37 protein-coding genes are annotated in these 26,468 nt (G+C 41.3%); all 37 read left to right on the forward strand.

The window, feature by feature from the left end; all coding sequences use genetic code 11:
- Positions 1-29 precede the first annotated feature (29 nt).
- The 37 genes from BQ7364_RS06705 (at position 30) to BQ7364_RS17745 (ending at position 26,448) form a co-directional block, all read left to right on the forward strand.
- Positions 30-461 (forward strand): glucosaminidase domain-containing protein, encoded by a 432-nt coding sequence (locus tag BQ7364_RS06705; RefSeq protein ID WP_159432763.1) that lies wholly within the window; start codon positions 30-32, stop codon positions 459-461.
- Positions 448-726 carry a hypothetical protein gene (locus BQ7364_RS06710; protein WP_072684010.1) on the forward strand — a complete coding sequence of 93 codons (279 nt, stop codon included), beginning with the start codon at positions 448-450 and terminating at the stop codon, positions 724-726. Before BQ7364_RS06705 ends, BQ7364_RS06710 begins: the two co-directional genes overlap by 14 nt.
- Positions 713-994, forward strand: a complete 282-nt coding sequence (locus BQ7364_RS06715) for a hypothetical protein (RefSeq protein ID WP_072684011.1) — start codon at positions 713-715, stop codon at positions 992-994. The genes BQ7364_RS06710 and BQ7364_RS06715 overlap by 14 nt, the downstream gene beginning before the upstream one ends.
- A complete protein-coding gene (locus tag BQ7364_RS06720; RefSeq protein ID WP_234973159.1) occupies positions 939-1,937 on the forward strand; it encodes a YqaJ viral recombinase family nuclease in 999 nt (332 codons plus the stop codon). Before BQ7364_RS06715 ends, BQ7364_RS06720 begins: the two co-directional genes overlap by 56 nt.
- Complete coding sequence (locus tag BQ7364_RS06725; protein ID WP_083538475.1) at positions 1,934-2,788, forward strand: recombinase RecT; 855 nt, start codon at positions 1,934-1,936, stop codon at positions 2,786-2,788. The genes BQ7364_RS06720 and BQ7364_RS06725 overlap by 4 nt, the downstream gene beginning before the upstream one ends.
- A gap of 15 nt (positions 2,789-2,803) precedes the next feature.
- Positions 2,804-3,322, forward strand: coding sequence for a hypothetical protein (locus BQ7364_RS06730; protein ID WP_072684013.1), 519 nt, complete (start codon positions 2,804-2,806; stop codon positions 3,320-3,322).
- A complete protein-coding gene (locus BQ7364_RS06735) occupies positions 3,306-3,722 on the forward strand; it encodes a RusA family crossover junction endodeoxyribonuclease (protein ID WP_072684014.1) in 417 nt (138 codons plus the stop codon). Before BQ7364_RS06730 ends, BQ7364_RS06735 begins: the two co-directional genes overlap by 17 nt.
- A 19-nt stretch (positions 3,723-3,741) precedes the next feature.
- Positions 3,742-4,578, forward strand: a complete 837-nt coding sequence (locus BQ7364_RS06740; protein ID WP_072684015.1) for a hypothetical protein — start codon at positions 3,742-3,744, stop codon at positions 4,576-4,578.
- A 2-nt stretch (positions 4,579-4,580) separates the two neighbouring features.
- The gene (locus BQ7364_RS06745; protein WP_072684016.1) at positions 4,581-5,489 is read left to right on the forward strand and encodes a hypothetical protein; all 909 of its coding nucleotides are present in this window, start codon (positions 4,581-4,583) and stop codon (positions 5,487-5,489) included.
- A gap of 158 nt (positions 5,490-5,647) precedes the next feature.
- Positions 5,648-6,103, forward strand: a complete 456-nt coding sequence (locus BQ7364_RS06750) for a hypothetical protein (RefSeq protein WP_072684017.1) — start codon at positions 5,648-5,650, stop codon at positions 6,101-6,103.
- Positions 6,104-6,107: 4 nt separating this feature from the next.
- Positions 6,108-6,611, forward strand: a complete 504-nt coding sequence (locus BQ7364_RS06755) for a hypothetical protein (protein WP_072684018.1) — start codon at positions 6,108-6,110, stop codon at positions 6,609-6,611.
- Positions 6,608-6,895: a hypothetical protein gene (locus tag BQ7364_RS06760; protein WP_072684019.1), complete on the forward strand. Its 288-nt coding sequence runs from the start codon at positions 6,608-6,610 to the stop codon at positions 6,893-6,895. The genes BQ7364_RS06755 and BQ7364_RS06760 overlap by 4 nt, the downstream gene beginning before the upstream one ends.
- Positions 6,896-6,908: 13 nt before the next feature.
- Complete coding sequence (locus BQ7364_RS06765) at positions 6,909-7,340, forward strand: single-stranded DNA-binding protein (RefSeq protein ID WP_072684020.1); 432 nt, start codon at positions 6,909-6,911, stop codon at positions 7,338-7,340.
- A 13-nt stretch (positions 7,341-7,353) separates the two neighbouring features.
- Complete coding sequence (locus BQ7364_RS06770; RefSeq protein ID WP_072684021.1) at positions 7,354-7,593, forward strand: hypothetical protein; 240 nt, start codon at positions 7,354-7,356, stop codon at positions 7,591-7,593.
- Entirely contained in the window at positions 7,590-9,155 is a 1,566-nt protein-coding gene (locus BQ7364_RS06775; RefSeq protein WP_072684022.1) for a DNA cytosine methyltransferase, read from the forward strand. The genes BQ7364_RS06770 and BQ7364_RS06775 overlap by 4 nt, the downstream gene beginning before the upstream one ends.
- On the forward strand, positions 9,152-10,195 hold the full coding sequence (locus BQ7364_RS06780) for a phosphoadenosine phosphosulfate reductase family protein (RefSeq protein WP_072684023.1): 1,044 nt from the start codon (positions 9,152-9,154) through the stop codon (positions 10,193-10,195). Before BQ7364_RS06775 ends, BQ7364_RS06780 begins: the two co-directional genes overlap by 4 nt.
- A 56-nt stretch (positions 10,196-10,251) precedes the next feature.
- Complete coding sequence (locus BQ7364_RS06785; RefSeq protein ID WP_072684024.1) at positions 10,252-10,458, forward strand: hypothetical protein; 207 nt, start codon at positions 10,252-10,254, stop codon at positions 10,456-10,458.
- Between the two features lie 13 nt (positions 10,459-10,471).
- Entirely contained in the window at positions 10,472-11,023 is a 552-nt protein-coding gene (locus tag BQ7364_RS18125) for a nucleoside triphosphate pyrophosphohydrolase family protein (RefSeq protein WP_072684025.1), read from the forward strand.
- A 344-nt stretch (positions 11,024-11,367) separates the two neighbouring features.
- A complete protein-coding gene (locus BQ7364_RS06795; protein WP_072684026.1) occupies positions 11,368-11,853 on the forward strand; it encodes an HAD family hydrolase in 486 nt (161 codons plus the stop codon).
- A 108-nt stretch (positions 11,854-11,961) separates the two neighbouring features.
- Positions 11,962-12,408 (forward strand): RNA polymerase sigma factor, encoded by a 447-nt coding sequence (locus tag BQ7364_RS06800; protein WP_072684027.1) that lies wholly within the window; start codon positions 11,962-11,964, stop codon positions 12,406-12,408.
- A 332-nt stretch (positions 12,409-12,740) separates the two neighbouring features.
- Entirely contained in the window at positions 12,741-13,274 is a 534-nt protein-coding gene (locus BQ7364_RS06805) for a dUTP diphosphatase (protein WP_072684028.1), read from the forward strand.
- A 5-nt stretch (positions 13,275-13,279) separates the two neighbouring features.
- Positions 13,280-13,636: a single-stranded DNA-binding protein gene (locus BQ7364_RS06810; protein WP_072684029.1), complete on the forward strand. Its 357-nt coding sequence runs from the start codon at positions 13,280-13,282 to the stop codon at positions 13,634-13,636.
- Between the two features lie 15 nt (positions 13,637-13,651).
- Positions 13,652-14,251: a hypothetical protein gene (locus BQ7364_RS06815; protein ID WP_072684030.1), complete on the forward strand. Its 600-nt coding sequence runs from the start codon at positions 13,652-13,654 to the stop codon at positions 14,249-14,251.
- Between the two features lie 109 nt (positions 14,252-14,360).
- Positions 14,361-14,999 (forward strand): recombinase family protein, encoded by a 639-nt coding sequence (locus BQ7364_RS06820; protein WP_072684031.1) that lies wholly within the window; start codon positions 14,361-14,363, stop codon positions 14,997-14,999.
- A 96-nt stretch (positions 15,000-15,095) separates the two neighbouring features.
- Positions 15,096-15,596 (forward strand): Panacea domain-containing protein, encoded by a 501-nt coding sequence (locus BQ7364_RS06825; RefSeq protein WP_072684032.1) that lies wholly within the window; start codon positions 15,096-15,098, stop codon positions 15,594-15,596.
- Positions 15,597-15,598: 2 nt separating this feature from the next.
- Entirely contained in the window at positions 15,599-16,516 is a 918-nt protein-coding gene (locus tag BQ7364_RS06830; protein WP_072684033.1) for a hypothetical protein, read from the forward strand.
- A 621-nt stretch (positions 16,517-17,137) separates the two neighbouring features.
- Positions 17,138-18,031 carry a hypothetical protein gene (locus tag BQ7364_RS06835; RefSeq protein WP_072684034.1) on the forward strand — a complete coding sequence of 298 codons (894 nt, stop codon included), beginning with the start codon at positions 17,138-17,140 and terminating at the stop codon, positions 18,029-18,031.
- Position 18,032: 1 nt separating this feature from the next.
- Positions 18,033-18,212, forward strand: coding sequence for a hypothetical protein (locus BQ7364_RS17740; RefSeq protein WP_139248585.1), 180 nt, complete (start codon positions 18,033-18,035; stop codon positions 18,210-18,212).
- Between the two features lie 14 nt (positions 18,213-18,226).
- Positions 18,227-18,595 (forward strand): hypothetical protein, encoded by a 369-nt coding sequence (locus tag BQ7364_RS06840; RefSeq protein WP_072684035.1) that lies wholly within the window; start codon positions 18,227-18,229, stop codon positions 18,593-18,595.
- A gap of 1,320 nt (positions 18,596-19,915) precedes the next feature.
- Positions 19,916-20,299, forward strand: a complete 384-nt coding sequence (locus tag BQ7364_RS06850; protein WP_072684037.1) for a hypothetical protein — start codon at positions 19,916-19,918, stop codon at positions 20,297-20,299.
- A gap of 33 nt (positions 20,300-20,332) precedes the next feature.
- Positions 20,333-22,057: a hypothetical protein gene (locus BQ7364_RS06855; protein ID WP_072684038.1), complete on the forward strand. Its 1,725-nt coding sequence runs from the start codon at positions 20,333-20,335 to the stop codon at positions 22,055-22,057.
- 13 nt (positions 22,058-22,070) lie between these two features.
- A complete protein-coding gene (locus BQ7364_RS06860) occupies positions 22,071-23,666 on the forward strand; it encodes a phage portal protein (protein ID WP_072684039.1) in 1,596 nt (531 codons plus the stop codon).
- Between the two features lie 109 nt (positions 23,667-23,775).
- Entirely contained in the window at positions 23,776-24,375 is a 600-nt protein-coding gene (locus BQ7364_RS06865; RefSeq protein ID WP_072684040.1) for a hypothetical protein, read from the forward strand.
- Between the two features lie 3 nt (positions 24,376-24,378).
- Positions 24,379-25,401 carry a hypothetical protein gene (locus BQ7364_RS06870; protein WP_072684041.1) on the forward strand — a complete coding sequence of 341 codons (1,023 nt, stop codon included), beginning with the start codon at positions 24,379-24,381 and terminating at the stop codon, positions 25,399-25,401.
- Between the two features lies 1 nt (position 25,402).
- Entirely contained in the window at positions 25,403-25,777 is a 375-nt protein-coding gene (locus BQ7364_RS06875; protein ID WP_072684042.1) for a hypothetical protein, read from the forward strand.
- A 3-nt stretch (positions 25,778-25,780) separates the two neighbouring features.
- Positions 25,781-26,083: an HU family DNA-binding protein gene (locus tag BQ7364_RS06880; RefSeq protein ID WP_072684043.1), complete on the forward strand. Its 303-nt coding sequence runs from the start codon at positions 25,781-25,783 to the stop codon at positions 26,081-26,083.
- Positions 26,080-26,448, forward strand: a complete 369-nt coding sequence (locus BQ7364_RS17745) for a hypothetical protein (protein WP_139248586.1) — start codon at positions 26,080-26,082, stop codon at positions 26,446-26,448. Before BQ7364_RS06880 ends, BQ7364_RS17745 begins: the two co-directional genes overlap by 4 nt.
- Positions 26,449-26,468 lie beyond the last annotated feature (20 nt).

The following is a 26,468-nucleotide window of genomic DNA, read 5'->3' on the forward strand; positions in this document are numbered from 1 at the left end:
CTGAGACACCTGCACCGCAGACGGTGACCGTGATCGATCTCTACCAGCCCGATACGCCGCCGGCTTACACTGCTGACATGGATATCAGCTGGCATGAGTGGCAGCCAACTGGTAAGGCTTCCGGGGTTGTCCCGGTAGCATTGCTGGAGCTGGCAGAGGAGTACCAGATCAGTCCGGTTTATGCGACAGCGGTGTTTGTCCTTGAGACCGGCTGGGGCAGCTCGTCGGCATGGCTGACCAAGCATAATCCGGCCGGCATCCGGTGCGGATTCAGGTATTGCAAATATGACACGGCCACAGAGGGCCTCAGACGCATGTTTGAGATCATGCAAGATTATTACAGCAACGGCCTAACCACAGTGGATCAGCAACGTTCCTTGTGGTCAGAGGCCGAGGATACAGATTTAATTGTCCAGCTCATGTGTCAGCTGGCAGGAGGAGAACAAAATGGAATTCAATAAACCAACAATCCACATGGAGCTTGATGGATGCAAGGTTAAAGGATATATGACCGGGCAAAAGCTGGATTTGTTTATTATGATGGCTGCCGTCGCTGATTTTGCGAGACAAGAGTTAACTGAGGATGAAATTATAAACGCTGTTTCATCCGGATTGGCAAAAGCACACGATGAAAAATGTCGAACATGTGAATGCAGTGACGATGAATCCTTTAAGAATTTAGCGGAGGTACTAATTAAAGAGGTATTCGGCAATGACAAGAGTTGAAGATCAGCTTTGGCGACAGGAGCAAAATTTCCATTACAGCGCCGGCTGTCAAATGCAATCGGAATTTGAATTGGCTTACGAATGCGATTGCGGTCATTCCTGTGAAACTGGTGAAGAACACAAGGTATTCGGGGGAACGATGTGTCCAAATTGTTACTCGAAATTTGTAGAAAACCTTCGTAATGAATGCTCACAAATAATTCAGACAAAGTTTGAAAAAGAAGAAATTGAAATTATGTGCGAAGAAGGGATCCTGGGGAATGTCTAGGAAAAGAAATTCCAATGTAATTAAGCTTAAGATCCCAGGAACCAGAGAAGAATGGCTAAAAGACAGAAACAAAGGGATTGGCGGAAGTGATGCAGGTTCTGTGCTTGGACTGAATCCTTGGAAATCAGCATATACGCTGTGGTGTGAAAAGACAGAAAAAATCACTAATGATACAGATAATGAAGCAATGCGACAAGGACGTGATTTAGAAGAATATGTGGCATATCGCTTCGTAGAAGAAACAGGTAAGAAAGTTAGAAAATCTAACTTTAGTTATCAGAGAAAAGATTATCCATTCATGCTGGCCAATGTTGACCGGATAATTGTTGGAGAAAATGCAATTTTAGAGTGCAAAACTGCATCCGCTTTAACGAAGGTTCAATATAAAAAAGGCGAGATACCAGATAACTATTATGCTCAATGTGTTCATTACATGGCAACAACAGGTGTTGATCGAGTGTATATAGCAATTCTCGTTCTTGGCAAAGGTTTTTATTGGTATGTTGTCGAACGTGACGAAGAAGCAATTAACGCCTTGATATCAGCTGAAAAGACATTCTGGGATTATGTTGTAAATGATGAAGAACCGCCTGTTGATGGATCTGAATCGACATCAAATGCCCTTCTGCAACGCTACCCGGAAGGATACGGCGCAATAGATTTGTTCGGAAGAGAAGAAATTATCAGTTCGATTAGGGATCTCGAAAATTCGAAGAAAAGTATAGAAAAACAAATAGATAAGCTTAAAAACGAACTGAAGAAAGATCTTGGTGATCATGAATATGGACAGACCAATAACTTCAAAGTTTGTTGGAAAACAGCAAAGCAAAATCGAATTGACGCTGAGACGCTGAGGAAGAAATATCCAGATATTTACTCTGAGTGTCAAAAAGAAATTTCGTTCAGAAAATTTGAAATAAAAGAGGAGGATTATGAACAATGAATGGTCAGACAGTAAACAATAAGGCTACATCTATTACCAAAGCGGCAGAAAGTGCTGTGGAAGGTAAAAAGAAAGGAAACATTACATTAAAAGATTATGTTGTTTCCATGCAAGGAGAAATTGCCAAGGCTTTACCTAAAGTAATGACGCCGGAAAGATTTACACGCATTGCGTTATCAGCAATTTCTTCCAATAAAAAATTAGCAGAATGCACGCCTCAATCATTCTTGGCCGCCATGATGAATGCAGCTCAACTTGGGCTTGAACCAAACACGCCACTTGGCCAAGCATACTTAATTCCGTATAAATCAGCTTGTACTTTTCAGTTAGGTTATAAGGGCTTAATTGATCTTGCTTATCGAAGCGGAGAGGTCAAAACGATCATGGCTCAAACTGTTTACGAAAATGACGAATTTGATTTCGAGTTCGGCTTAACACCGAAATTACATCATGTTCCTGCAAAATCTAACCGTGGAAATCCGGTTTGGTTCTACGCTGTATTCAAAACTGTAAATGGCGGTGAAGGCTTCGAAGTTATGAGCGTAGAAGATGTTAAAGCACACGCTAAAAAATATTCAAAATCTTATAGTGATGGCCCGTGGCAAACAAACTTTGAGGAAATGGCGAAGAAAACGGTACTTAAGAAAGCTCTGAAATATGCGCCTATAAAAACTGAATTTGTTCGTCAGATTGAAACTGATGAAACTATTAAATCAGATATTTCCGATGATATGACTTTAGTTCCTAACGAGAATGAAATCTATGAAGCGGAAGTTGAAAATGAATATTCGGTAGATCAAGAAACTGGAGAAGTGAAGGGAAAAGCGGCGGACCAGCCGAGCCTGCTGTAAGAAGGGAGAAAAATAATGATTGTTACAGATAGAGAAGTGTTAAAAAACAACGGCGCAGAAACCATTCTTTCGGATCCAGAATTGATCGATGGTTTCTGTGATGAACTCGCGACGGTTCTACAGAATATTGACGATCCACGAACAAATCCAACAAAGCCAAGAAAAATCATTATTGAGTTTGAAATCTCGGCAACATCTAATAAAGAAACGATTGCGATTTCTGCCAGTACGAATTCAAAAATCGTAAAAAAAGAGATTGTTAAAGACAGAATGGATATCACGAGATCGATCGACGATGTTGGACGTCTAATCAAATACAAAATGACTGAGGTAAAAACTGAAGCGCCTGGACAAGCTGACTTGTTCGGAGGCGAAGAACCTCAATCAAAGGAAATTAACATCATGTTCTCAGAAGCCCCAGACAAGACTTCTGAGAACGATTTAGACAAAGCCAGCAAAGAACACACAGATGAAGAAAACATCGAAAATTTGGCTGTTTCTGGCGGTGACAATCGCGATGATGAAGATAATTAGCTTCGTTGTTCCCGGCGAACCGAAAGCAAAGGCGAGACCCAGAGTTACACGCTCTGGGATCGCCTACACTCCTAAAGATACGATTAATTATGAGAATTTGGTAAGGCTGTCATTCCAAACGGCATACCCGTATCACACGCCAGTGCAAGGTAAGGTTAAAGCGGAAATTATCGCTTATTTCAGTATCCCTAAATCAGCATCTAAACGTAAAATGGCATCGATGGTTTTAGGCGAGATCAGTCCGATGAAGAAACCAGATCTCGATAATATCGCAAAAATCATTCTTGATAGTCTGAATCAAATCGCATTTAAAGACGATAGTCAGGTAACCAGCTTGAGGGTGGAGAAAGTCTATTCGGAAAGGCCTTGTGTTGAGGTTCGCTTGGTGATGGAGGAGTGACAATTAGGAGGTAATAGGTGTGGCTGGATACATTAAAATACATCGCAAATTAAAGGAGTGGGAATGGTACGGTGACACCAACACAATGCGCGTTTTTCTCCACCTTCTGTTGTCTGCAAATTGGAAAGAAACGAGGTTCAAAAACGAGAAAATTGGTCGAGGAGAATGCGTCACAAGTTTAGCAAACTTATCTAATGACTTAGGTTTAACGCAATCGCAGATTAGAACAGCGTTAAATCACATGGAAATGACAAACACAATCACAAACCGACGATTCTCAAATTACCGCATTATAAAGGTAGAAAACTTCGATCTGTATCAAGCGAATGACATACCTGAAGACAGACCTTTATCAAAAGATTCAGCAGACTTATCAACGGATGTTCAACAGACTTGTGACGAAAGTTTAGCGACTGCTTTAGCAACATCAAAAGAATATAAGAATTTAAGAAGTAAAGAAGTAAAGAAAGAAGAAGTAAAAACATATAGGTCGCTTGTCGATGAATACACGCCTGATCTCACTCTAAGAAAAGCCCTTGACGATTTTGTCGGAATGAGGAAAGTCATGAAGGGCTTTACCGTCAGGGCGTTGGAGCTTGCGCTTAAAAATCTGGACAAGCTGGCTCAAGACGATCAGACAAAAATAATGATCGTTAATCAGACTATTGAGCGTGGATGGAAAACATTTTACCCACTTAAGCAGAAAAGCACTTATACATCACATCGGCAGGACGTGCTACCGGATTACTACCAACAGATGAAATCCGGATCGGAAAAAGAAACCGCAGAAGAAACGGATTTTGATCGTAAAGAATTCGAGGAAATCCGCCGCAAGTTAAAAGAACAGGAGAAGTAGAGATGGAAAGAAAATATTACGAAATCAACGAAGCTGCAGCTCGCAGGTCAAAGAAAATGATGTCCTTTGATGATTATCGCGATGGAAGTGCAACAGCGGCTTATCAGTGGGAAGTGGAACAAATATACCAATTAGCTGAGAAAGTGGCTGAGAGACGGCCAGACGCCGCTGAGAAAGCGGAGAAATTAGCCGATCAGTATGCTAAGTTGCTTGCAGATCACCACAATACCAATTTCCAGATTGATCAGATGTGTCCGTCGGTGATGATCGCAGGACCGGCTAAATTTCCAGTGAGAAAAAAAGAAAGGCAGAACCAAGCGCGGGATCGGAATCGAGAGAAATACGAGCGGTGCAAAGAAATCGAAGATAAAATCAGAAATCTGCTAAATGGTAAGGAAGTCATAACCGCCGGCGATCCGGAAGCCATAGAAAAGCTGAAAAACAAGCTGGCGAATCTTGAGCAGGCGCAGGAAACCATGAAGGCAGTCAATGCCTTTTATCGCAAGTATAAAACGCTGGACGGTTGCCCTAATTTACCTTTAGAAGAGCTGGAAAAACTGAAAATATCTTTGGACATCAATTGGCGCGCAGACCCGAAGCCGTTTGAAAGTTGGGCTTTATCCAACAACAATGCGGAAATCCGGCGTGTGAAAGAGCGAATCAAGAATCTGGAGGAAGTGAAAGCCCGGCCTGCTGACACAAAAGAGTATGACGGATTTTCGGTTGTCGAAGACCCCGAAGCAATGCGGATCAAACTGCTATTTGAAGATAAACCTTCGGCAGAAATCCGCGACATCCTAAAAAAGAATGGTTTCCGCTGGTCGCCACGGGCGAACGCCTGGCAAACGCAGCTAACCAATAATGGACGTTATCGGCTCGAGCGAGTGCTGAAGGAGCTGGAAGCGTGCTGATGGTTTACCGTCTACGCCGTTATCCGCACCTGGCGCCGTCTTACATCGTGTGCAGTAACGCTGTGGAGGGCTTGCGACTCGTAAGCGGAGCGCTGAAACTACAAGAAACAGAGATAGAAGTGATCGGGATGATCCCGTGGGAAGGAAAATAAGAGAAAATGGGGAATAAAATTTCCACAATTTCGGAAGATCAGTACCAACACAATATACCGTTGGTAAGAGAATACATCCGGAACAAAGAGATGTACAACCGAGACTTCGCGAAGCTCTGCGGTGTAAATAATTCTACAATGCAAACGATTCTTGCTGGTCAGTTCAGAGGTACGATTAACACTTGGCAAAAAATCAAGCAGGCAGCAAAGCTGGATATACAATTTGACGATAAAATTGCATCGCAAATTCCGACAAAGCAAAGCCGAGAAGATGAGTTTATAAAAAACTACCTCATCAAACACCTGACCGTATTCGGAAATGTGTATGTTAACGCAAAACGTATCAAATGGCTTGGAGGGCCGAAGAAAGTGCTGGATATACTCCAAGCGTTTGGACTTGATTGCGAATTTTCCGAAGACGAAAAAGGAACAAAGTCAATTATCAAAATAAGGGAGAAATAAAAATATGAGCTTAATTAAAATCAACGGAGATATCGACGGAATCCGTGAAACAACATACGAAGAAGCCAAAATTTGCTACGACAACGGGAAAACCGTTTACACACTCAATTTCAGCGGTGAAAAGGAAAGTGCTGGTTTTATCGCTATTAGAAAATCCGATGGTATGTCGCTGTTTAAAAGCACGTCGCTTTCGTACTTTGTTGGAATTGATGATGTCATGATCGTTACGCGACATGACAATTTGATCAGATTATATCGTTCACTGGGTATTCAAGCTCCAGTCAAAAGTTTCATCCGACCAGTAGAGGTAACGAATAAAATTGTTTTTGGAGAGTTGCCGTTTTACATCATTCCAAACTGTACGGCATTCTATCACGCTCAATTCGATCACAATCCTAAAACGATCGATGATTTAACCTCGGAGGAATTATGTGGAAAGGTGAGGTCTATTAAGAGATATGTTTGTCAATCTGATGATGCAAACATCGGAGAGGAGGCTTGGAGATGAGAATGAACAAAATTAAAAGGTACATTATTGGAGAGCACATTGATTCTCCAGGTAGATATTTTTATTGGAGATTGCCGGATAACATATCCTATATTCATAAGACAGATCGCGAAACAGCTGATTTGGCTATAGTTGAAAACATGAATGGTGTTGCTTTAGTGAAAATTATTGGATGTGCAGGGATTTTCGGCGAATTTCCTTATGGTCATAAGAAAGTCTTACAGTTGATTGTAAGAGATGGATGGGACATTAACCAGTATAGAAAAAATTCATTACCATTTTAAGGAGGGATTAAGAATGATAAATCGAATTGTTCTTGTAGGGCGTTTAACGCGCGATCCAGAGATTAAAAAAACACAAAACGGACTTTCCGTTGCCGACTTCACAGTAGCTTGCGATCGCCGGTACTCTGGCGGTGATAGAAAGGATCGCAAAGCTGATTTTATTAACTGTGTGGCTTGGCGACAATCTGCGGATTACCTCGGCCAGTATGCTCATAAGGGCGCGATAGTTGGAGTTGAAGGAAGATTGCAGATTGATAACTATGATGATAAAGATGGCCGGCGAGTTTATAAAACAACCGTTCAATGCGATAACGTTAAGCTTATTTCTGGCTATGGTAATCAAGAGCATTCTGCAACTCAAAAAGCAGATTCTGACGCATCTTTTGAGGAGTATATGAGAGATGCGCCGGCATTAGAAATCAGCTCGGATTATTTTCCATTTTAGTTGAGGCGAAATAATGAAATGCGAAAATTGCGGTAAAGAAGTAAATACGTTGTTAATAAATAAGTTCAACCAAGATGGATCAGATGATGAAAAAAGAGAAACAATCCTTTGTCCTAACTGTAAAAAATATCCGTTCAAAGATAAAGAAATCCAGGAATACGAAATTGTAAGGCTGGTAATGTTCAAAAGCAAAGAAAATGAAGGAAGTTATTGGTGGATGAATTACAAGCTTGATGTGAGGACGAATTTATGAAAAATAATCCTACAATCTTTGATGAACTTATTGTTGATAATTTTGCAGGGGGCGGAGGTGCCAGTACAGGTATCGAAATGGCCTTGGGAAGATCCGTTGACATTGCAATAAACCATGATCCGGAAGCAATACGAATGCACAAAACAAACCATCCATTCACTGAACATTATTGCGAATCAGTATGGAATGTTGATCCAGTAAAGGCTTGTTCCGGTCGACCGGTGGGGCTGGCGTGGTTCAGTCCTGATTGTAAGCATTTCAGTAAAGCAAAAGGAGGTAAACCGAAAGATAAAAATATTCGAGGGTTAGCGTGGGTTGCACTGCGTTGGGCAGGAACAGTCAGGCCGCGGGTAATCATGCTTGAGAATGTAGAGGAATTTAAAACTTGGGGACCGCTTAATCGCCGGCATCATCCAATAAAAGCAAAACAGGGACAGACATTCAAAAAATTTGTAGGACAACTTGAAAAACTTGGTTATGAGGTTGATTTCAGGGAACTTGTAGCGGCTGACTATGGTGCACCAACAATGCGCAAGAGATTCTTCATGATTGCTCGATGTGATGGAAAACCTATAACATGGCCAGAGCCAACTCATGCTCCAGCGTATAGCTTAGAAGCAAAATCAGGGAAGTTAAAACCTTATGTCGGTGCCTACACTCAAATTGATTTTAGTTTACCCTGCCCATCGATATTTGATTCTGCCGAAGAAATAAAAGAAAAGTACGGTATTCGTGCGGTCAGACCGCTGGCGGATAAAACCATGAAAAGAATTGCCAAGGGAATAAAGAAATTCGTGCTAGAAAATCCTAAGCCGTTTATTATCCAGTGTAATCATAGCGGTGAACGTCGACCACAAAGTATCCAGGAGCCTATGCCAACAATAACTGGAAAACATGGGTATGGGATAGTTTCACCTTTGCTGATCCAATATCATTCCGAAACTTCTTTTTCTGTGGTTAGAGGTCAAGAACTTAAAGATCCGATCATGACAGTAGATGGTTCAAATAGGTATGGTTTAGTAACTTCATTTTTGCACAAGTATTACGACGGTGGATATACAGGTGCTGGTGCAAAGGTAATAGATCCTTTACCAACGATTACTGCGCGAGATCATAACAGCGTGTGTGCAGCAAGGTTAAAACAACTCAGCAATAATAGCGGCGAACACTTAGAGGAAGTTAGATCATTTTTGATCAAATATTATGGACAAGGGATAGGTCAGGATATAAAAGATCCGCTTGATACCATTACTGCCAACGATCGATTTGGATTAGTTACTATCGCGGGGATTGATTATACGATCGTAGATATAGGGTTGCGGATGTTGGAACCAAGTGAGCTTTATGGCTGCCAGGGATTTCCTTCTGATTATGTAATTGATCACGATTATACAGGAAAAAAATACCCTAGATCAGAACAAGTCAAAAGATGTGGCAATGCTGTATGCCCTCCTATACCAACTGCGCTTGTTAAAGCGAATTTGCCTGATCTTTGCCATAAAGAATCCATTAAATCTATGCAACATTTAAAGAGATGCGAAGCCTATGCGGAGTCTATATGACTTGTTTAGAAGACAAAATTACCCGTGCGCAGGAGCGCGTTGAATCCCTTTACAACGAAACAGAAGGAAAATGTTATCTTTCATTTTCTGGCGGAAAGGACAGTACCGTTATTCTGGCGCTGATCAAACAATGCGAAGATCTTTTGACAATTCCGCCAGGAGCGATTCCAGCGGTGTTTAACAACACAGGAATTGAACTCGGTGCAACTACTGAGTTTGTGCGGTGGGTAAGTGAAAACTGGTACAGTAATGTGATAACAATCAGACATGATAAAAGAGATTCGTTCGATTGGATTTTGAAGAACAAAGGCAAGCCTATTAAAAGCAAAATGAAATCTGATAATCTTGGAAAATGGCAAAGAAATCATAACTTGTTTTACTTGGAACAGCTGCTCGGCGATAAAACAGGTCGTTATAAAAATACAATGCTTGCCGACCGCGATCTGCACCTTCTTCATCCTGATTTCGATATTAAAGTAGGCAACAAGTGCTGCCAATATCTCAAAAAGAAGCCCTTTGACAAATGGGAAAAAGAACATGGCATGAAGGGATATATGACAGGCGAACGTGCAGCTGAAGGCGGAGTAAGATTAGCAACCATGGAAGCTAGGATAAAAGCTGGCGGGACGGCTTGCACACGAACAAAAGGTAACATGATCGTTAAACTTCCGATCATAGACTGGACAGATGAGGATATCGATGAGTTTATAAAAAAATACACAATTCCATTGTCCAAGGCTTACACAATTTACAGATCTGATCGAACCGGCTGTATTGGCTGCCCGTTTGCTGGACAGAGATTAAGTAAATCGCTTAAGGCATTGTATGATCATGAGCCATTACGCTACAAGGCAGCGCTACACTGGCTCAAAGATGTTTATATCGCGCAGGAAGTGCGACTTCTGTTTGATCCTCAATACGAGGCGGAAAGGATGGAGAAGTGGGAGAAAGTGTACAGCCAAATGCGCTACGAGATGATAAAGAAATACCGGCCGGAAAAGTTGAGAAGGTGGGATCATCAGCAATGTGAATTGTTTTAGCAAAACGACGATTTACAACATCCGGAGCCCTAAAAAGGCAGGAGGAAGGAAAAGGTATGACAGACGAAAAAAGAGAAATTGAATTGTTAAGACGCGAAAATAGAGCGTTAGAGGATGATAACTTCCAGAAGTGCGAAATCATCACTGAATTGAAGGGAAGAATCAAAAAGCTGGATCGTGAAAATCTCGGATTGCGCCAGCAAGTTGAGAACATGAAAAGAAAGGAAGCGTCACGCTATAAAAGCGATGCGTGGGTAGATTAAAATGAGAAAAATTATGAACAAAAAGGAACTATACAAACTTGCTATAGATACATGGGGATCAGAAGCTCAGATTAATCAGGGAATCGAGGAAATGGCGGAGCTGATCCAAGCAATCAACAAGTTTCGACGGAAGTTATGCACAGAAACAATTACTCATGTTGCGGAAGAAATTGCTGACGTCGAGATTATGCTGGAACAATATAAAATGATTTTTTACCAGGAATCTCTTGTCAAGGAAATAAAAAAGGACAAGCTGCAGCGGCTGGCTGAACGCCTTAAAGAAGCCGATGAGAAACTATTAATGAGCGAATGTCAACAAGATAATGACACACTGACAAAAGCAGCGGTAGTGACTGAAGGAGAATCATTACAAGAACTGGTAGACAGAGCTTATCCGCAGAACTTGACATACGCAGCAGATGGGTGTGATACAGACGGTAATCTAATATATGACCTGGCTTATTGTCCGAATTGCGGAAGAGAATTTGAATATGCAATAGGTGACTGGGGCTGCAATTATTGCCAAGATTGTGGCCAGGCACTGTACTGGGGTAACAACCAATGATCCACGCGCTGCTCGCCGTCTTCTTTGTGGCGGTTGTGCTGATCATTGACAGGATCGGAGGTGATCTGTGATGGATGTTAAAACATTAGTAAGATGCCTGTTTATAGCAGGCATTACGATAGCGTACATTGCCTGGGCAATTTACGAAATTGGAACTCCTGATAAAATCGAAAGAGGATCATTTCAGATGTGGCTAATAATTACATCCGTCGTTATCTATAGTGTAGCGATATGGGCGTGGTCATGACTGCCGCTGAGCTCCAGGCGGCCATCCTGGCCACGCAAAAGCAGATCATCTGGCGAGGCTCAGGCGCAAGCTGCGAGCCGTAGAGAGGAGATAAACGATGAGCAAGATAGTATCATTTGACTTTGACGGCACTCTGGCGGTGACCAAGTGGCCGGAGATTATCCGGCCGATATACCCAGTCGTTGAGTACGCCAAGCAATGCAAGGCTAACGGTGATCAGATCATTCTCAACACGATGCGAGAGGGCGATCGGTTACAGGAGGCTGTTGATTGGTGTCTGGCACAAGGCATTGAGTTTGACGCTATCAACGATAATGTGGCGTGTATGCAGGAGTTTTATAAAAACAATCCACGCAAAATTTTTGCGAATGAATACATCGATGATCACAATCTTGTCTTTGCAGGTATTGGCAATGGCAGCCGTCGCAACTTGGATAAGTACGCAGCTGCGCTTTGCCAACAATTTGCTTGTAGTCTTGGCTGTAGTTTGACTTGCGATTGTCAAGGGTGCGAGTTATACAGATTATGCCATGATCCGGATAAATTGTTGGCGTTTATGATGCAACCAACAGACAACTATTAAAGATAAATTGAAATTTTGATACTTTAAATAAAGCTGACAAAAAGAGCCATTTCTGGCTCCCGTGTGTAATCGACAAATTTATTTTAACACACAGGGAGGTATAAGGAAATGGTAGGGATCACAGAATCGGAATATAAGCAAAGGTTCAAAAAGAAACTTTGGTTGTATGGAAGCTACACCAGAGAAATTGAAAAACTTCAAAGACGATTTTTTGAAATTCAGAACGAACTGCATTGGCATTGCGATTTTCCCAAAGCTGCAGCCCGAAGCTGCCGTGTAGGCAGTCCGGATCCCAAACACCCGGCGGAACAACAACTGATCATAGAATATACCAGCCTAGAATATCTAATTGAAGAAGTGGCACAGGAACGCAGCTATCTTGGATTGGATGATTTTATGGCTGGTCTGGATCCCGAGGACCGCGAATTGATTAAACAAGTTTATGTGGAAGAAAAATCATATCGTGAGATCGGATATCTGCTTCCACGCAGTAAATCTAACGTTGGTTATAGAATAAACCAGCTGATTTTAGAAACTTGGGACACGTCCCACTAAAAAACGTGTTACTATGTGCGCGTAAGATGCAACAGGGTATATTACCGGTGCCGACTAAAATGCGGCGTAAGCTCGTAACAGCGCGGGCGGTTGGTGTCACGTCTCTGCTTAGATGGTGACAACGCCGAGCGGGGAATAAGCGGATTGAGCAGAATCTGTTAAACCTCAAAAAAATAAGCTCCCGAGAATTCTAAGCGAATCGGGTGCGATACAAGCGTTCCTGATTTCGGGGCGCTTTTATTTTTCCCTGGCAGTTATCTCCCTGACTGCTGGGGTTAAATTTAAAGCCATTCGGAATTAGTTCTATAAATAAAAAGAAAGAGAGAAAAATCATGGAAGAAAATAAGAATACATTACGTAACCAGATCCGCACGATGTTGCATATGCAACGTGAATTGGACAAAGAAATTTTGAATAAACAAGGGATTAAGAAATACCCTTATGAGAATATTAAGATTGCGCTGATTGTCGAGATTGGCGAAATGATGAACGAACTTCCGACGAAGTTCAAACATTGGAAGTCAACTGCTGTCGATGATCGAGAAAAAGCTCTGAAAGAATACGTTGACGTATACCACTTTCTTTTAAGCCTGTGCAATGAATATAAGATGAATGTGCCAAGATACTTGGAGTGTTTGAATGACGCTCAGGAATACCAAACTCGAGCTGAGAAAGAGGATAAAACAGTGCTGCTTAGCAAAGTTCTTGCGTCGCTAATCTGGAACGTAAGTGAAGGCTATATCGACAAAGCGGTTGGAAGTGCAAAGCTGCTGGCAGACGCGCTCGGATTCACGCAAGATGAAATCTATGAGCAATATTTAGTCAAAAACGGTATCAATCATCAGCGCCAGGATCAAGGGTATTAAGAATTATGATCAACACCGTCATTTGTAGCGGTAAGATCGGAACGGATCTCATCTATAACAAGACAGCTAAAGGAGACAGTTATGCTTTCCTTAAACTCGCGGTGCCAAAAAGGTATTTAGGAGATGAAAATCGTAACACGCACGTTCTGATCCAGTTTAACTGTTATGGTAAAGTGGCTGATAATGCGTTTGAGTATGCAGTTAAAGGCGATTTTTGCGAGGTCCAGGGGCATGTTGACTTGGATCGCAAACGAGGGATTATGCTGGTGGCTGATAGCATTCGATTTGTTTCTGGATCCCGTCGTGAGCCGGCCGACAAACTCGGCGGCGAAGAATTCAAAGGGGTGGATGACTATGAATAGGAGAAGATTTGTTTAATGAATCTGCTGGAATGGATCAAGAAGAAAAGCGATCAGATAATCCAAGATCTGGACAATGATATTCTCGATAACGAAAATATGAAACTGCGAATCGCAAGTGGAGATGGTGTTAATATTTATCCGATCGTAGCTTACATTTTTAATAAAGATAACAACCTGTCCGAGATGGCTGATCGGTCCTTCACTGATCCGGCAGAGATTGATTTTTGTTTGAAGAAGTATCAAGAGATCATGTACATGCTTAATAAAAAGATCAATTTCGTTCCAACCAAAGAAAATTTCTGCCAGTTCATGGGATGGACAGCAGAAGTTTATAACCAAAATCTCAATAGTGACGCTGATGATATCCGGGCGGTGATGCAGATGGTTGAGGATTATCTGATTGATTCGCAACTGTCTGCCGGTCAAGGTGGTGTGACCAAAGCCAACTTAACAAAGTTCCGGACACAAGTTTCTGGCAACAATGGACATAGCCTTGTGACACAAAAAGAAGCCAACGAGGACAACCGATTCAAAGCACGATTCAAACCGGCTGATCAATTGGAGAGAGAGCTTAAAAACCTTTTGCCGCAGGCTTCATGTAGTAAAAAATCATGAAACAGTTTTGATATGACACATCCCATTCTAAAAAATATAAATGTTCAATAAATGCATTGACTTAATGAACATTTATGATATCATTTAGATATGGAAGGTGGGTGTCATTATGGCATATTATGGATATGAGCGAGTATCGACAGGAAAGCAAGGATTTGACAGACAGGATGAGGCGTTAAAGCAATGGTCCAGCGATAACGGAGTTATTTATGATAAGGTGTTTAGTGATACAGTCACGGGTAAAACATTCTTCCGTGACGCTTATCAGAAAATGAAAGAAATCCTGCAACCTGGCGATTATGTTGTAATCAAAGAGATCGATCGTCTCGGGCGTGATTGGGACGGGATCAAGGAAGAATGGGCATGGATGGACAAACATGATATTAACGTTATTATCATCGATATGCCCATGATGAATTCCATGTACAAAGATGGCGCTACTCTCGATATGCGGTTTATGCGATCAGTAATATTTGAGCTGATGTGTTATCTCGCTGAGAGGGAAAGAGAAAAAATCTCGCAGCGAACCAAAGAAGCGTTGGCGGCGAAGAAATCGGCTGGAAAAACGCTTGGCCGGCCGGTAGATGAAAAGCGCAGAAAGAAAATTTGCAAGCTTTATTTATCCGGGATGTCTATTGTTGATATATCAAAGCAAATGGACGTTGCAAGAGGAACGGTTTACAGCGCGATCAAAGAGGCTGGATTAGAAATTAAGAAAGACCGGAGAAAAGAAACCAAGGGAAGCTGAAAGGCTTCCTCTATTAGCGGTGAAAATTGAGTGATTGTAATCATCTTAACACGCAACTCAGCGTTAAGATGATATACTATATATGGAGTGATATATATGGATAAAAGCAAAGCGGAAGTCAAAGATGTTGCTAGATATATAATTAATTATTGTAATGATAGCAACATACCGGTTTCTAATCTAAAACTGCAAAAACTACTTTACTTTGTGCAAGGGGTATCTTTTGCGGCGTTCGGTGAAGCGTGTTTTACAAGCGAATTTGAGGCTTGGAGCTTCGGCCCGGTTATGCCTGAGGTCTATCATGAATTTAAGGTGTTTGGTTCTAATAGCATACCTAAGGTTGAGACATATTATGACTTTACTGATCCTCATGACATAGTTAAGACATTCGACGAATCGGTATTAGATTCTAATACTAAGTTATTGGTTGAGTTAGTAGTAAAAATGTTTAAAAATTATTCGTCTACTAAATTGGTTAGTATGACTCACGCACAAGCGCCTTGGGCTGACGTGTATGAGCCTGATCAAAAAAGTATAAAAATAACTAATGAAAGCATTAAAAAATATTTTCAGAATCAATATGGATCGGGTAATTAATTATGGATATCGATGTAGAAAAATTAAATAGAGTTTTGCAAAATTTACTTGACGGAAATGATTTGGACGATATTAGAATTACAAAATATTCCGAAAAAGAAGAGGCAATGAATGATGTGTTGGCAATTTTAGATGTGAGTAGCGATGAATTTGATCCATCTAGTTTTGTTTCCAGATTGAAGTCGTATATAGAAAATCATGATAGAATTTTATATTCTGTTGTTACTAATAGGGTGTATGCAAAGAAAACTGTGGAAATGGGTACGTTACTAACAAATCTTGATAAAGTCCTGCAAAGCGAATATATATTCTGTAATTTTGATGAAGAAAAGCGGGCTAATATCATAAAAGTGATTATTAAACTTACTGATCATATCAACTTAGCGATGAGCCAGAAAACCAGTTTTGAAATGTCGGATGAAGCTTTTAAAAAAAGATCGGATCCATTAATCAAAGCAGCTATAAAAGCAACAGAAGAACGATTTGAAGGTGTTGCTAAAAAAGCTGAAGCAGAAGTTGGAGAAGTGAAAAAAGATATACTTAATCAACTGATATCAATTGTTGCCATTTTTACTGCAATTTCATTTGTAATGTTCGGCGGTATAAGTACCATGTCAACTTTATTCAAAGAGATCGGTGATGGTGTTGATTTAGGTAAAGTCATGGTATTAGGATCAATGCTTGGTATGGCTATGGTTGCAGCTACATATTTGTTTTTAAGATTCGTTATGGTAATTGTTAAGGATTCGGCAAAACACCCTGTCATGGATAAAATTTTTTATTGTTCAATAGCTTTATTATTTTTAATGTTTATTATTTCGCTTGTGGTGTGCTATGAAGGCTATGATCTAATGCCTGTAGTTTTATGTGCTATAGTAGTATTCATGTTTCTTCCATATGTGATTGATCGTATAAATTGATAATAAAATTCTTATATTATAGCAACGTGATCTCTTGAGGTCACGCTTTTTTTTGAAAACTTAGAAACAGTTTTTATATGACACATCCCAAAAGCCTGCAACAGTTTGCCTATGACACATCCCCTTTTATATGTGTAAAAATGTTCAATAAGTATCGGTTATTTTCCTTTGCGAAAATCATTTGAATTCCGTTGAAAAACGCGATAAAATGCTTATTTTAAGGCTTTTTATCTAATGAAAGGATAGGCGAAAATGTTCAAAAAGTCGTTGACAATATCGACGGATAGAGATATCCTTTAGATGTACACGGGGCGGCCCAACAAAAAACCGCCCCAGTCAAAGACCGTGCGGAAGATCGCTAGAAAGGCGGGACGTATGGTTAAGGTGATTTTGATTATATGGTTGTCGCTCCGTCTAAGGTTAAGCAAAATTAAAAAAGCTTAACCCCTGCCCGGGTTAAGCGCACCACAACGGGTTACCCCGTGTACACCAATTATACAACAGCATCAAAAAAGCCGCAAGCGTTCCAGCGCTTACGGCGACGGCTGGAAATCATGACAAGGAAAACCAGCCGACCCAATTATAGCACGGGGACAACCCCCGCGGAAAGGAGAAAAAATCATGACAACAAGAACAACAATCAGAACACCGCGCGGCACCTTCGAGGCGGTAACCTTCCCTTCGGAAGAATCGGCCAGATCGGCGGGATTCGGCCTTTACTTCACCAACGACGACGGCACGGATATTTTCACGAAATCCGATGCGGAAACCCATCACACGGATTTTGCGATCATCAAAGCGATGAAAAGAAAGTTTGATTTTGGTTGCATCGATTACGAAGGACGAGGAAAGGCGCTTAACCGGGTAACCGTGGAAATGGAATATAAGCAGAACGGAGACAAAAAGCGTTTTTCCGTCTCTGCATTGGTTTGGAATGCTCGGCATTCCGACGTTGTTGCCGGTGGTCAATGCCTTGACAGCATCGCCCCATATATCCAAAATCCGGTTTTCTCCGAAATCTTCAGACTCTGGAAAGCGTATCATCTTAACGATATGCACCCAGAATGTGAGCATCAACACGCCGCGGGATGGCATAAGCTGGCGGGAAAGAAGGTTACTTTATATCATTGGAGAATGACGCAAGAAGCCATGAAAGAACAAAGAGCCGCCGAAAAAGCCGCCCTTGTTGCGTTGAAGCTTGGGGAAACATTCAATCCGACAATTGATCAAAAATTTTTCGCTAACCTCGAATATTCGTTGACTACATGGACGGAAATGCTGCCCGCGGAATTGGCGAAATATTACGAGCCGAAGAAACCGCTTTACGCCGGCGACGAAGGGCACACAGAAACAAAGTCTTTAGGCTGGTTACATGAGAGCGAACACCCGGACGGGATTCTTGCTAAAGCTTGCCCGGTGTGTGGCTACACATACGGAAGCGAATGGAAATATTTTCCCATTCCGGAAGAAGACGAAAAAATTATATATAAGCTTATTGAAAAAGGGAGCTTATAAAGTGAAACAGGCAGAGATAAAACGATTATTTGTTTTAGAATTTTATGGAACGATGGCGGCATATAAAGCCGCCAGAAAAAACGATTATTGCAAAGTACAGCTTGAATGGTCTTGCTTTATTGATGGTTTATGCCGTGATGGCGTAATCTCACAAGCGCAATATAATAGCGCCACTTTTTAGGGATGGGGGTAAATATGAATAAGAAAAAGCGCATCGAGCAAGCCTTTCCGGGCATCTATCAAGCGATATCGGATTATAACGGTTGGGATGGTCACGCTGTTATTATGATTGATGTATCTGATTGCAATATGTGGACTGATTTATTTGTTTCCGACTCGGAGCATAAACGCTATCACAGCCCATCAATTTTTAAGTTGATAAAAAAGGACGGTTTATTCTGGCGTGACGACAAAACGTCGGCAGGCGCCGCGCTCTGGGAGATGTCGGAAGATCTAAGTTCTTATGGAGCTTGGAAGATCGGCCTGGACGATCCCGAAATTAGAAAAATGGCCGAAGATGTGGCGAAGATCGCCGAAGGTTTAATGAAAGGAGAGGGAAGATGATCAGGTTTAATGTTTACACTGAGGACGGAGTTTTTATCAGGTCCTACAGAGATAAAGAGGCGGTCCGGCGCTTTATCCTCCACGACGGCCGGTCGTCGGCCTTAGGTGTTGTTAAGGTGATCCCGTCAGCTGGGGCAGCACATTCTTACAGCTTCTTTGACTTTCTGCGCTGTTATGGTACAGTAAGAGAGGAGGTGAAGCCATGGGAAAGCTTATAAAGGGTGTTCTGATGGTCATCTTCTTCCCGATCTGGTTCTGCTTCTGGTTTCTGGCGGCGCTGGTTGGGCTCAATAAATAAAGGCAGCTTATAACAAGCTGTCTTTTTTTACGTTCTCGCCGATTGTTGATTATGCTTTATATTTATTAGATATGTTTATGATTATTAACTGATTTACATATCTAGCCTCTCTGACTTGCATAAATGGCCGTTCTAGCGACGTTTGCTCGTTGCAACTATAGTTTACTTGCTTAATTCGTTTGTCGCTGTAATGGCTTCTAAATGGGCTATGCGGCGTTTGACATTTTCCCTTATTGCTTGATGCGCTGGGCATCTAAGATATAATCGGCCTATAACGCTGTCTGAGCCAATATAAGGCGCGTTTCCTTTCTGATCAGGGATCGAGCTTATATAAAGCGCTTTTATCGCGTCTGGGCTGCTTCTGGGAGCTTGTGAGGCCTTCTTGCTGTTCGTGCTGCTAGATATGTATATATATAATAATACTTTAAACTTATATTCTATTTAGTATATAAAATTATGTATTGTATATTAAAGAAATATAAATAATAAAGGTTTTATATTTATTATTATGATAGACGCTTTTTCATGAGTTCCTACGTGCTTGTAGGCATCGTTTATATAGGCGTTATGTATTCGTGCATGATTACGCTGACATGAGCTCATGTGATGCTGTGAGGCGTTATGAGAGTGGATATGATGAGGGATGTAACGACAGTTAATCACGCCTCGTTATTTTAAAAGTTTCAACTTAAATATGCGTAAGGTATGACATAGGATGCGCCATTTCCTCATGGTGTTTCATGGGTCGATCAACGATCATGTTCATTAAACGTTCGTTTATTGCACACTTCAGATAGTCAAATAAGCCTTATTTAAAGGCTTTTTCCTATGACGTACCCCTTCCCTATTGTCTGATCGACGCCCGGGGGTCTAGTTACCCCATTTCACTACACACCAATATTTTGAAAGGAGTCATTCAATGACGGCATTAGAAAAACAAATTTCCCAGCTGATTAAAGAAATCCATGAACTGGGCAAGACATTAAAGGAAATACAGAAATCAATAGAACGAGGGACAAGAAATGATTAAATCAGGAACAAAAATTAAATTATATCCGTGGAAAACGTATCGGGACGACCCCACGAAGTCTGTACCAATAGCAATTGTGGAAGACAAGCACGGCCGGAGAGTTATGTGTCAAGCATTGGACATTAATCTGTACGCAGCTTCTACAACAAAGAAATCTTCAAGGCGAACGGGATTTCTGTATCTGAACATTTATACGAATGCGGATCTTACGATTGGCGAATATGTCACGGTAGACCAGATCGTTTCGATCCAGAGCATCTTTATCGGGCGAACAAGAATTTTTATTGCGACGATTACGATTAAAGAACAAGATCGGTCCATACCTGAAATTTTGGACGATGGCGTGATAGTGGAGGATTGCTTAGTAACATTCTGATTATTTAATTTAGAAAGGGGGTGGTTAGTCACCGTGAACTATAAAGAAGCAGCTCAGGCATATATGAAATTGTTTAAGCAAGTGAAAGTTCGGGATTCTCCGATGATGTATAAAGTGACAACCAACCTCTACATGGCGTTGTATCAGCTATATGAAGAATCTGATGTACAGGGGCAAGTTAATATTTGCTACGAAATCAACGATAACGTTCTGAAAAAAGTTCAAGAAGCGATCGATAGATGCCGGGATGTCCTGATTGCGAATAAATTATTTGATCTATACAGGCATTTGTTCGCAATGTCAGCACGAAGAATCATGGCAAATATGGCCTTATACGTGGAAGCGCAGAAAACAAAAAAAATCTGGGATAAGACACTGGAAACAATGGAGCCAGTGTTTTTTTATGGATCGAAGTTTGTCAACGAAGAACAATTCTTGATGCTTCGCGCTTCATGTATGCCAGGGCTTGGAAAATCGTATTTCGGCAATCTTTTGGTTGCCAATATTATTGGTAATGATCCCAACGCAACAATCTTGAGAATTACGTACTCGGATGACCTCGTTAAAACGACAACCCGGCAGACGAAAGCTATTATTCAATCAAAAGCGTTCGAAGAAATTTTTCCTCGGTACACTGGCAAACCTCGATTTAAAAATGATGATAACTACTCTTTCGTCATGTGTGACTGCGAAGATGAAAATCAATTTTTTGCGGTCACACGCGATGGACAGTCAACGGGTAAGCGTGCAAAATATCTTATCATCGATGATCTTCTGAAAGGCGAAATTGAATCCAGCAACACTACACTTCATGCACAACTGGTAAATCGTTTTGATTCGGATTGGACATCTCGTGCCGATGACGATTCGCAGAAGATATGTCTTTTGGGAACCATGTGGGCTCACACAGACCTGTTGAATGTGGTTTATGATCGTGAAGTCAATTCTGATGATTGCCAGATGGTGGAAGATGATAACCGGAAGTTTACGATTGCATCTGACGAAATGGCATTTATCAGTATTCCTGCTTTGAATGAAAACGGCGAATCAACCTGTCCTTTACGCTTTTCAACAAAAAAATTGATGAAAAAGCAAAGGGAAATGAGCGATTATCTATGGGCTGCTGTTTATCAGCAGAATCCAATTGCTCCGGAAGGGTTGGGGTTCACATGGTCAGCTCTTCAACAATATGAGCGATTGCCGAAGCTTGAACTGGAAACTGTGTATGCTTCACTGGACCCGGCACGCCGCGGAAAAAACTATGTTTCTATGCCGATTTTTAACAGATATAAAGGTGATGATCGATATTACCTTGTTGATTTTCTTTACAAGAAAAAGTCAATGAAAGAACTATATGACGATATCGTTGAGAAAATCATCAGCAATAATGTTTTACAGATTGTTATCGAAAACAACACGGATACAAGCTTAAAAGAAGTGCTGGAAGAACGCTTGCGAAGACGCCGATATTACAAATGTACGATCATTGAGAAATACTCTACGGAAAACAAAGAGATCCGAATCAGCAATCATCAGGGATCCGTCAGAAATTCGATCGTCTATCCAAAAAAGGGGTTATACCCAGAAAGCACAGATATGGGAAAAGCTATGGCTTCAATAACGTCATATAGCTTTGATTATCCGAATAAATTCGATGATGCGATCGATTCTATTGTGTTGTTTATTCAGCAATTTATCGATAACTTATTGAAAATGTCTAAGCCAAAGTCAATAAATCGACGGAAGCTCGGTATTTAGAAAGGACTGAATTATGACAGAAGAAATAAATCCATCCCCAAGTCCTCAGGATCCATCTCAAGATATTCCACCGGAGGAAATAACAGATCCTACGCAGGAAGAAATTCAGAGCAAGATTGACGCTTTAGGCTCAAGGTTTCACTTCGGCCGAAAAAGGATTGTTATCCCATTGGAAAAGAACAATCTAACACCAGAAAATATAGGACGATATATCAATCATATCATGGCGTGTCATCAGGAAAATGTGACTGAATATCGGCATCTTCACGGAATTTACAGAGGCGACCAGGAGATTCTCAAGAAGCGACGTTTATATGATGAGGCAAACAAAGGAAATACAATCATTGTTGAAAACCACGCCTTTTCAATGGTTGAATTTAAAAAGGGATATCAGTATGGCGATGGCGTAAAACTGTCGATGGAATCGGAAAGTGACTGTCCCCAAGAATTGTCTGAGTTTTCAAAGATTCTCCGAGCTTGTGACTACGATTCTAAAAACATTGATCTGGCAGAATGCCTTTACACTGCCGGCACAGCCCGAAGAATCACACTGCCGCTAAAAGAACATGAAAAGAAGTATAACAGAAAGAAAGTTAAGGTCCCATTTCGCACTGAAAACTTGGAATTCGAGGAATCTTTTGTGGTCTACTCTACGGCAATTGGTCATGACAAATTGTTTGGCGGTGTGGTATCAAAGCAACCGTCTTCCGATATTAACGATCGAAAGTATACGCTTACTATTTATACGGACGATCTAATTTTGGAATATGATTACACGCCTATGGGGATCGCTCAATTAAAAAGTGAAGGAAAAAATACTATTGGAGTGTGCCCGATCGTCGAATATGATCTGAATAAATCCCAATTGGGGATCATCGAAGTTGTGGAAACTATTCTCAATGGTATTAATCTAATATCTTCAAACAGTGTTGATAATATCGTAGATTTTGTTAATTCGCTCTTGGTGTTTTATAACCAAGAAGTGGATATTAAGCGATTAAAAGATTTATTAGAAGCGGGTGCTTTGGAAGTGAATTCAAACGATCCGTCACGCCCTGCGGACGTTAAATATTTGGTTAACGCCCTTAATCAAGCAGACGTCCTCGCGAAATATGAGGCTCTTATTACGGTTGCCTATGACATCGCAGGCGTCCCGCGCGCTTCCGGGACATTTACTTCCGGTGGTGATACAGGCCAGGCGCGATTGCTTGGCGGAGGATGGACCCGAGCGGACATCGTTGCAAAGCAAGACGAAAAGTCAATCATCAAAGGTATCAATCAGGATCTCGACGTTATGCTTGCTATTTGTAAAATGGATCCGGCCTGCCCGATCAATGAAATTTACCCAGAAGATATTAAGATTTCGTTCAACCGAACAAACAGCGATAACTTGCTCGTAAAAACACAGTCGTTGTCCAATTTGATCGCGATGAACTTCCCGAAAGAAGCTGCGCTAAACGCGATTGGCCTTGTATCAGGAATTCACGAAGTTTGCCAGCAATGGGAAGCTCAAATAGATAAGTCAAAGCAGGAAGCTGTTGAACTTGCTAAAAATCAAGAACAAGAAAATAACGTAGAAAACAAAAAAGTTAAGGAACCGGACGAATAAGGAGTCCGGTTTTTTATACGTCAGAGAAGACGATAAAACGCAAATGACAGAGAAGTCATTAAAACGCAAAAGCAAAAGACAGAGAAGTCTAAAAAACGCAGGAGGAATTATGTCTTTACAGGAAATGATCCGCAGAGGAACGAAAATCAAACTCAACATCCAGCAATTTGCCGAAACAACAGATACTGATCCAAAACCGGAGACGAAAACTGATCCTGAATCAGAGGGTGATCCAGAACCGCCGGCAGAGCCAACGGTATCAAAGGCCGCATTTGATAAAGTGGCAAAAGAACTCGCTGAAATCAAAAAGAAGTATAGAGCGAACCTTGATGAAACCGCTCGCCAAAGAGACGAACGAGAAGAAGCAGAGAAAGCAACCCGTGCTTTGAAATTGGAGAATGCGCTGCTTAAAAACGGATTCTCAGTTGATGAAATCGAGAGCTTGAGGGATTCGGTTGCTGATGTGGACGTTGAAGGAATTGTATCAGGGTTTGGCGCCGTCATTGCGGCTCGGTTAAAGGCGAAAGACGATGAGATCGCGGCACTGAAATTGGAAAGTGTTAAAAGACCGCCTACACCGGCCGGAGAGGGTGGACTTGAGGTAGACAAAATCACAGCGAAAGATTTTGCAAAAATGAATTATCAACAGCGTTTGGAGCTAAAGGAAAAACATCCAGATGTATACAAGAAATTTACAGGAGGAAAATAATCTATGCCAAGAACAGGTACTTTTGGCGGCTTTCCATTCGATCCGGAAGTGTTTTCCGGTTATGTATCGGAACCGTCTTATTTAAAAACAGCAATTATCGCTTCCGGAATTATTCGGGAAGATAATACAATTCGATCTTTGATCGGAACCAGCGGCAACGTCGGAACTATGCCTTTATATGTCCCGATGGATTACGAAGAAGAAGGAAACGCGGCGTTGAACTACGACGGCATGACAGATAACACGCCAATTGAAACATCCGGGAAAAAACAAACCTTTATGTCCGTCCTGAGAATGAAGTCGTGGAAAGCTAAAGATTTCACTCGTGAGCTAACTGGCGCTGACCCAATTGGCGATATCGGTCGTAAGGTTGGCGATTACTATCAGCAGACTTGGCAGCATGTTCTGATGGCGATCATGGAAGGCGTCGAGGGAGTTGCAGGGCTTGAGACGCACAAAACTAATCTCGCAAAAACAGAAGGGACGATCGAAGAATCTGATAAAATCGGTGAAACAACGTTAATTGAATTAGGTCAGAAGGCTCTTGGTGATATGGCGGATCGTTTCCGTTTGGTTATCATGCATTCGGCCGTTTATACACGTCTATCCATTCTGAAGTTGATTAACTTTAGCAAGTATACAATTCCAGGAGCAATTGTTGATACTGTTGATCTTCCTACTTACAACGGCAAGATTATTGTCGTTGACGATCGTGGGACAGTAGATACATCGATTGCCGGTTATCCAAAATACAAAACAATCATGGCGGGTGAAGGAACTTTCTTAACTTGTTCGCGAGATCTGGATAAGCCATATTATGCCGAATATGACCCAGAAACTGCGGGTGGTGTCGAAATGTTGTATACAAAACAGGGCAGAGTATTACATCCTAACGGATTGTCTATTATTTCGGATAATATCAAAGAAGAATCCCCGACAGATGAGGAGTTAAAGAATCCGAATAACTGGAAACTGGTTTTCAATCACAAAAACGTCCCGCTGGCCTTCCTGTACACTAACGGTTAATATGTTTATTCTTATCAATGGAATGCCCTTTTGCTATGACGGCGAAAGGGCATATCCGATTCAAATTGACGCATTTAAAGTTTTCATTCTGAAAGATAACCCTATACCGGTTAAAACGACGATTGGGTGCGTCTATACAGAAGATGAAATGCGTATGCGGCTGGGCATCAAAAAAATTGACGATTGGGACGAAGTCAATAAAAAAGTTGTCAAGAAATCAAACAAAACTGTTTCCAGCGTTGGTGTCAACCCTTATATTATTCAAGCGCAAAATATGGATGGTAAGGATGAACAACAATCCGAGGATGAACAACAGTCCGAGGATGAACAACTTTCAGATCCTGTTGAAAAAAAGCGAAGAAAAAGAAAGGAGTAAGGCGTGGAAAATGAACTGATCGCGAGATTGTCAGAAAAATATCCTTATATTGAATTGCTGGATATTGAAGATGCGGTAGAAGCCGCTCTTTTTGTCCTTTCAGAATTGAAAAAAGATGACATTTCAAATCTAATACCAAAGTATAAAAATTGGGTTTATCGTGCGGCCATTGAGTTTATTGAGCGTAGCGGTATGTCATCTGTGCTTGCGTACTCGGAAAATAACTACACGGTCAGCTTTGACCGAACACAGCTATCCAGCGGTCTGATTCGCGAGCTTACTCCTAAAGTTGGTGTGCCTAAATGACGATTATTCGGAACAATCGAATTTTAGTTTCACACATCATTGGGCGTGATACTTCAACGGGTATTGAAAGAAAGAAATACGGTTATCCGACAGAATATCGATTAAGTCTTTCTTCAGTTTCCGGGGAATTGGAGATCAAAGAGTACGGTGACCGGGTCTTCAATATGTTGAAAACTGTGATCGATTATCGGATGACGAAAAATATTTCTGAAGGTGATGACGTATGGGTTTATGATACTCCGCCAGCAGGGGCGGATTACAAAGTTGTTGGAGTTCGTCCGGGCAATTTTAAATCCGTAATTTATTTAGAAAAGAAGGTGACAAAATGCGTAAAGTTAAAATCCGGAATAAAAAGAACAATGTAGTTAAAAGTGTAGACGAAAAG

Source organism: Holdemania sp. Marseille-P2844, from assembly GCF_900120005.1.
In the GTDB taxonomy this organism is placed as follows: domain Bacteria; phylum Bacillota_I; class Bacilli_A; order Erysipelotrichales; family Erysipelotrichaceae; genus Holdemania.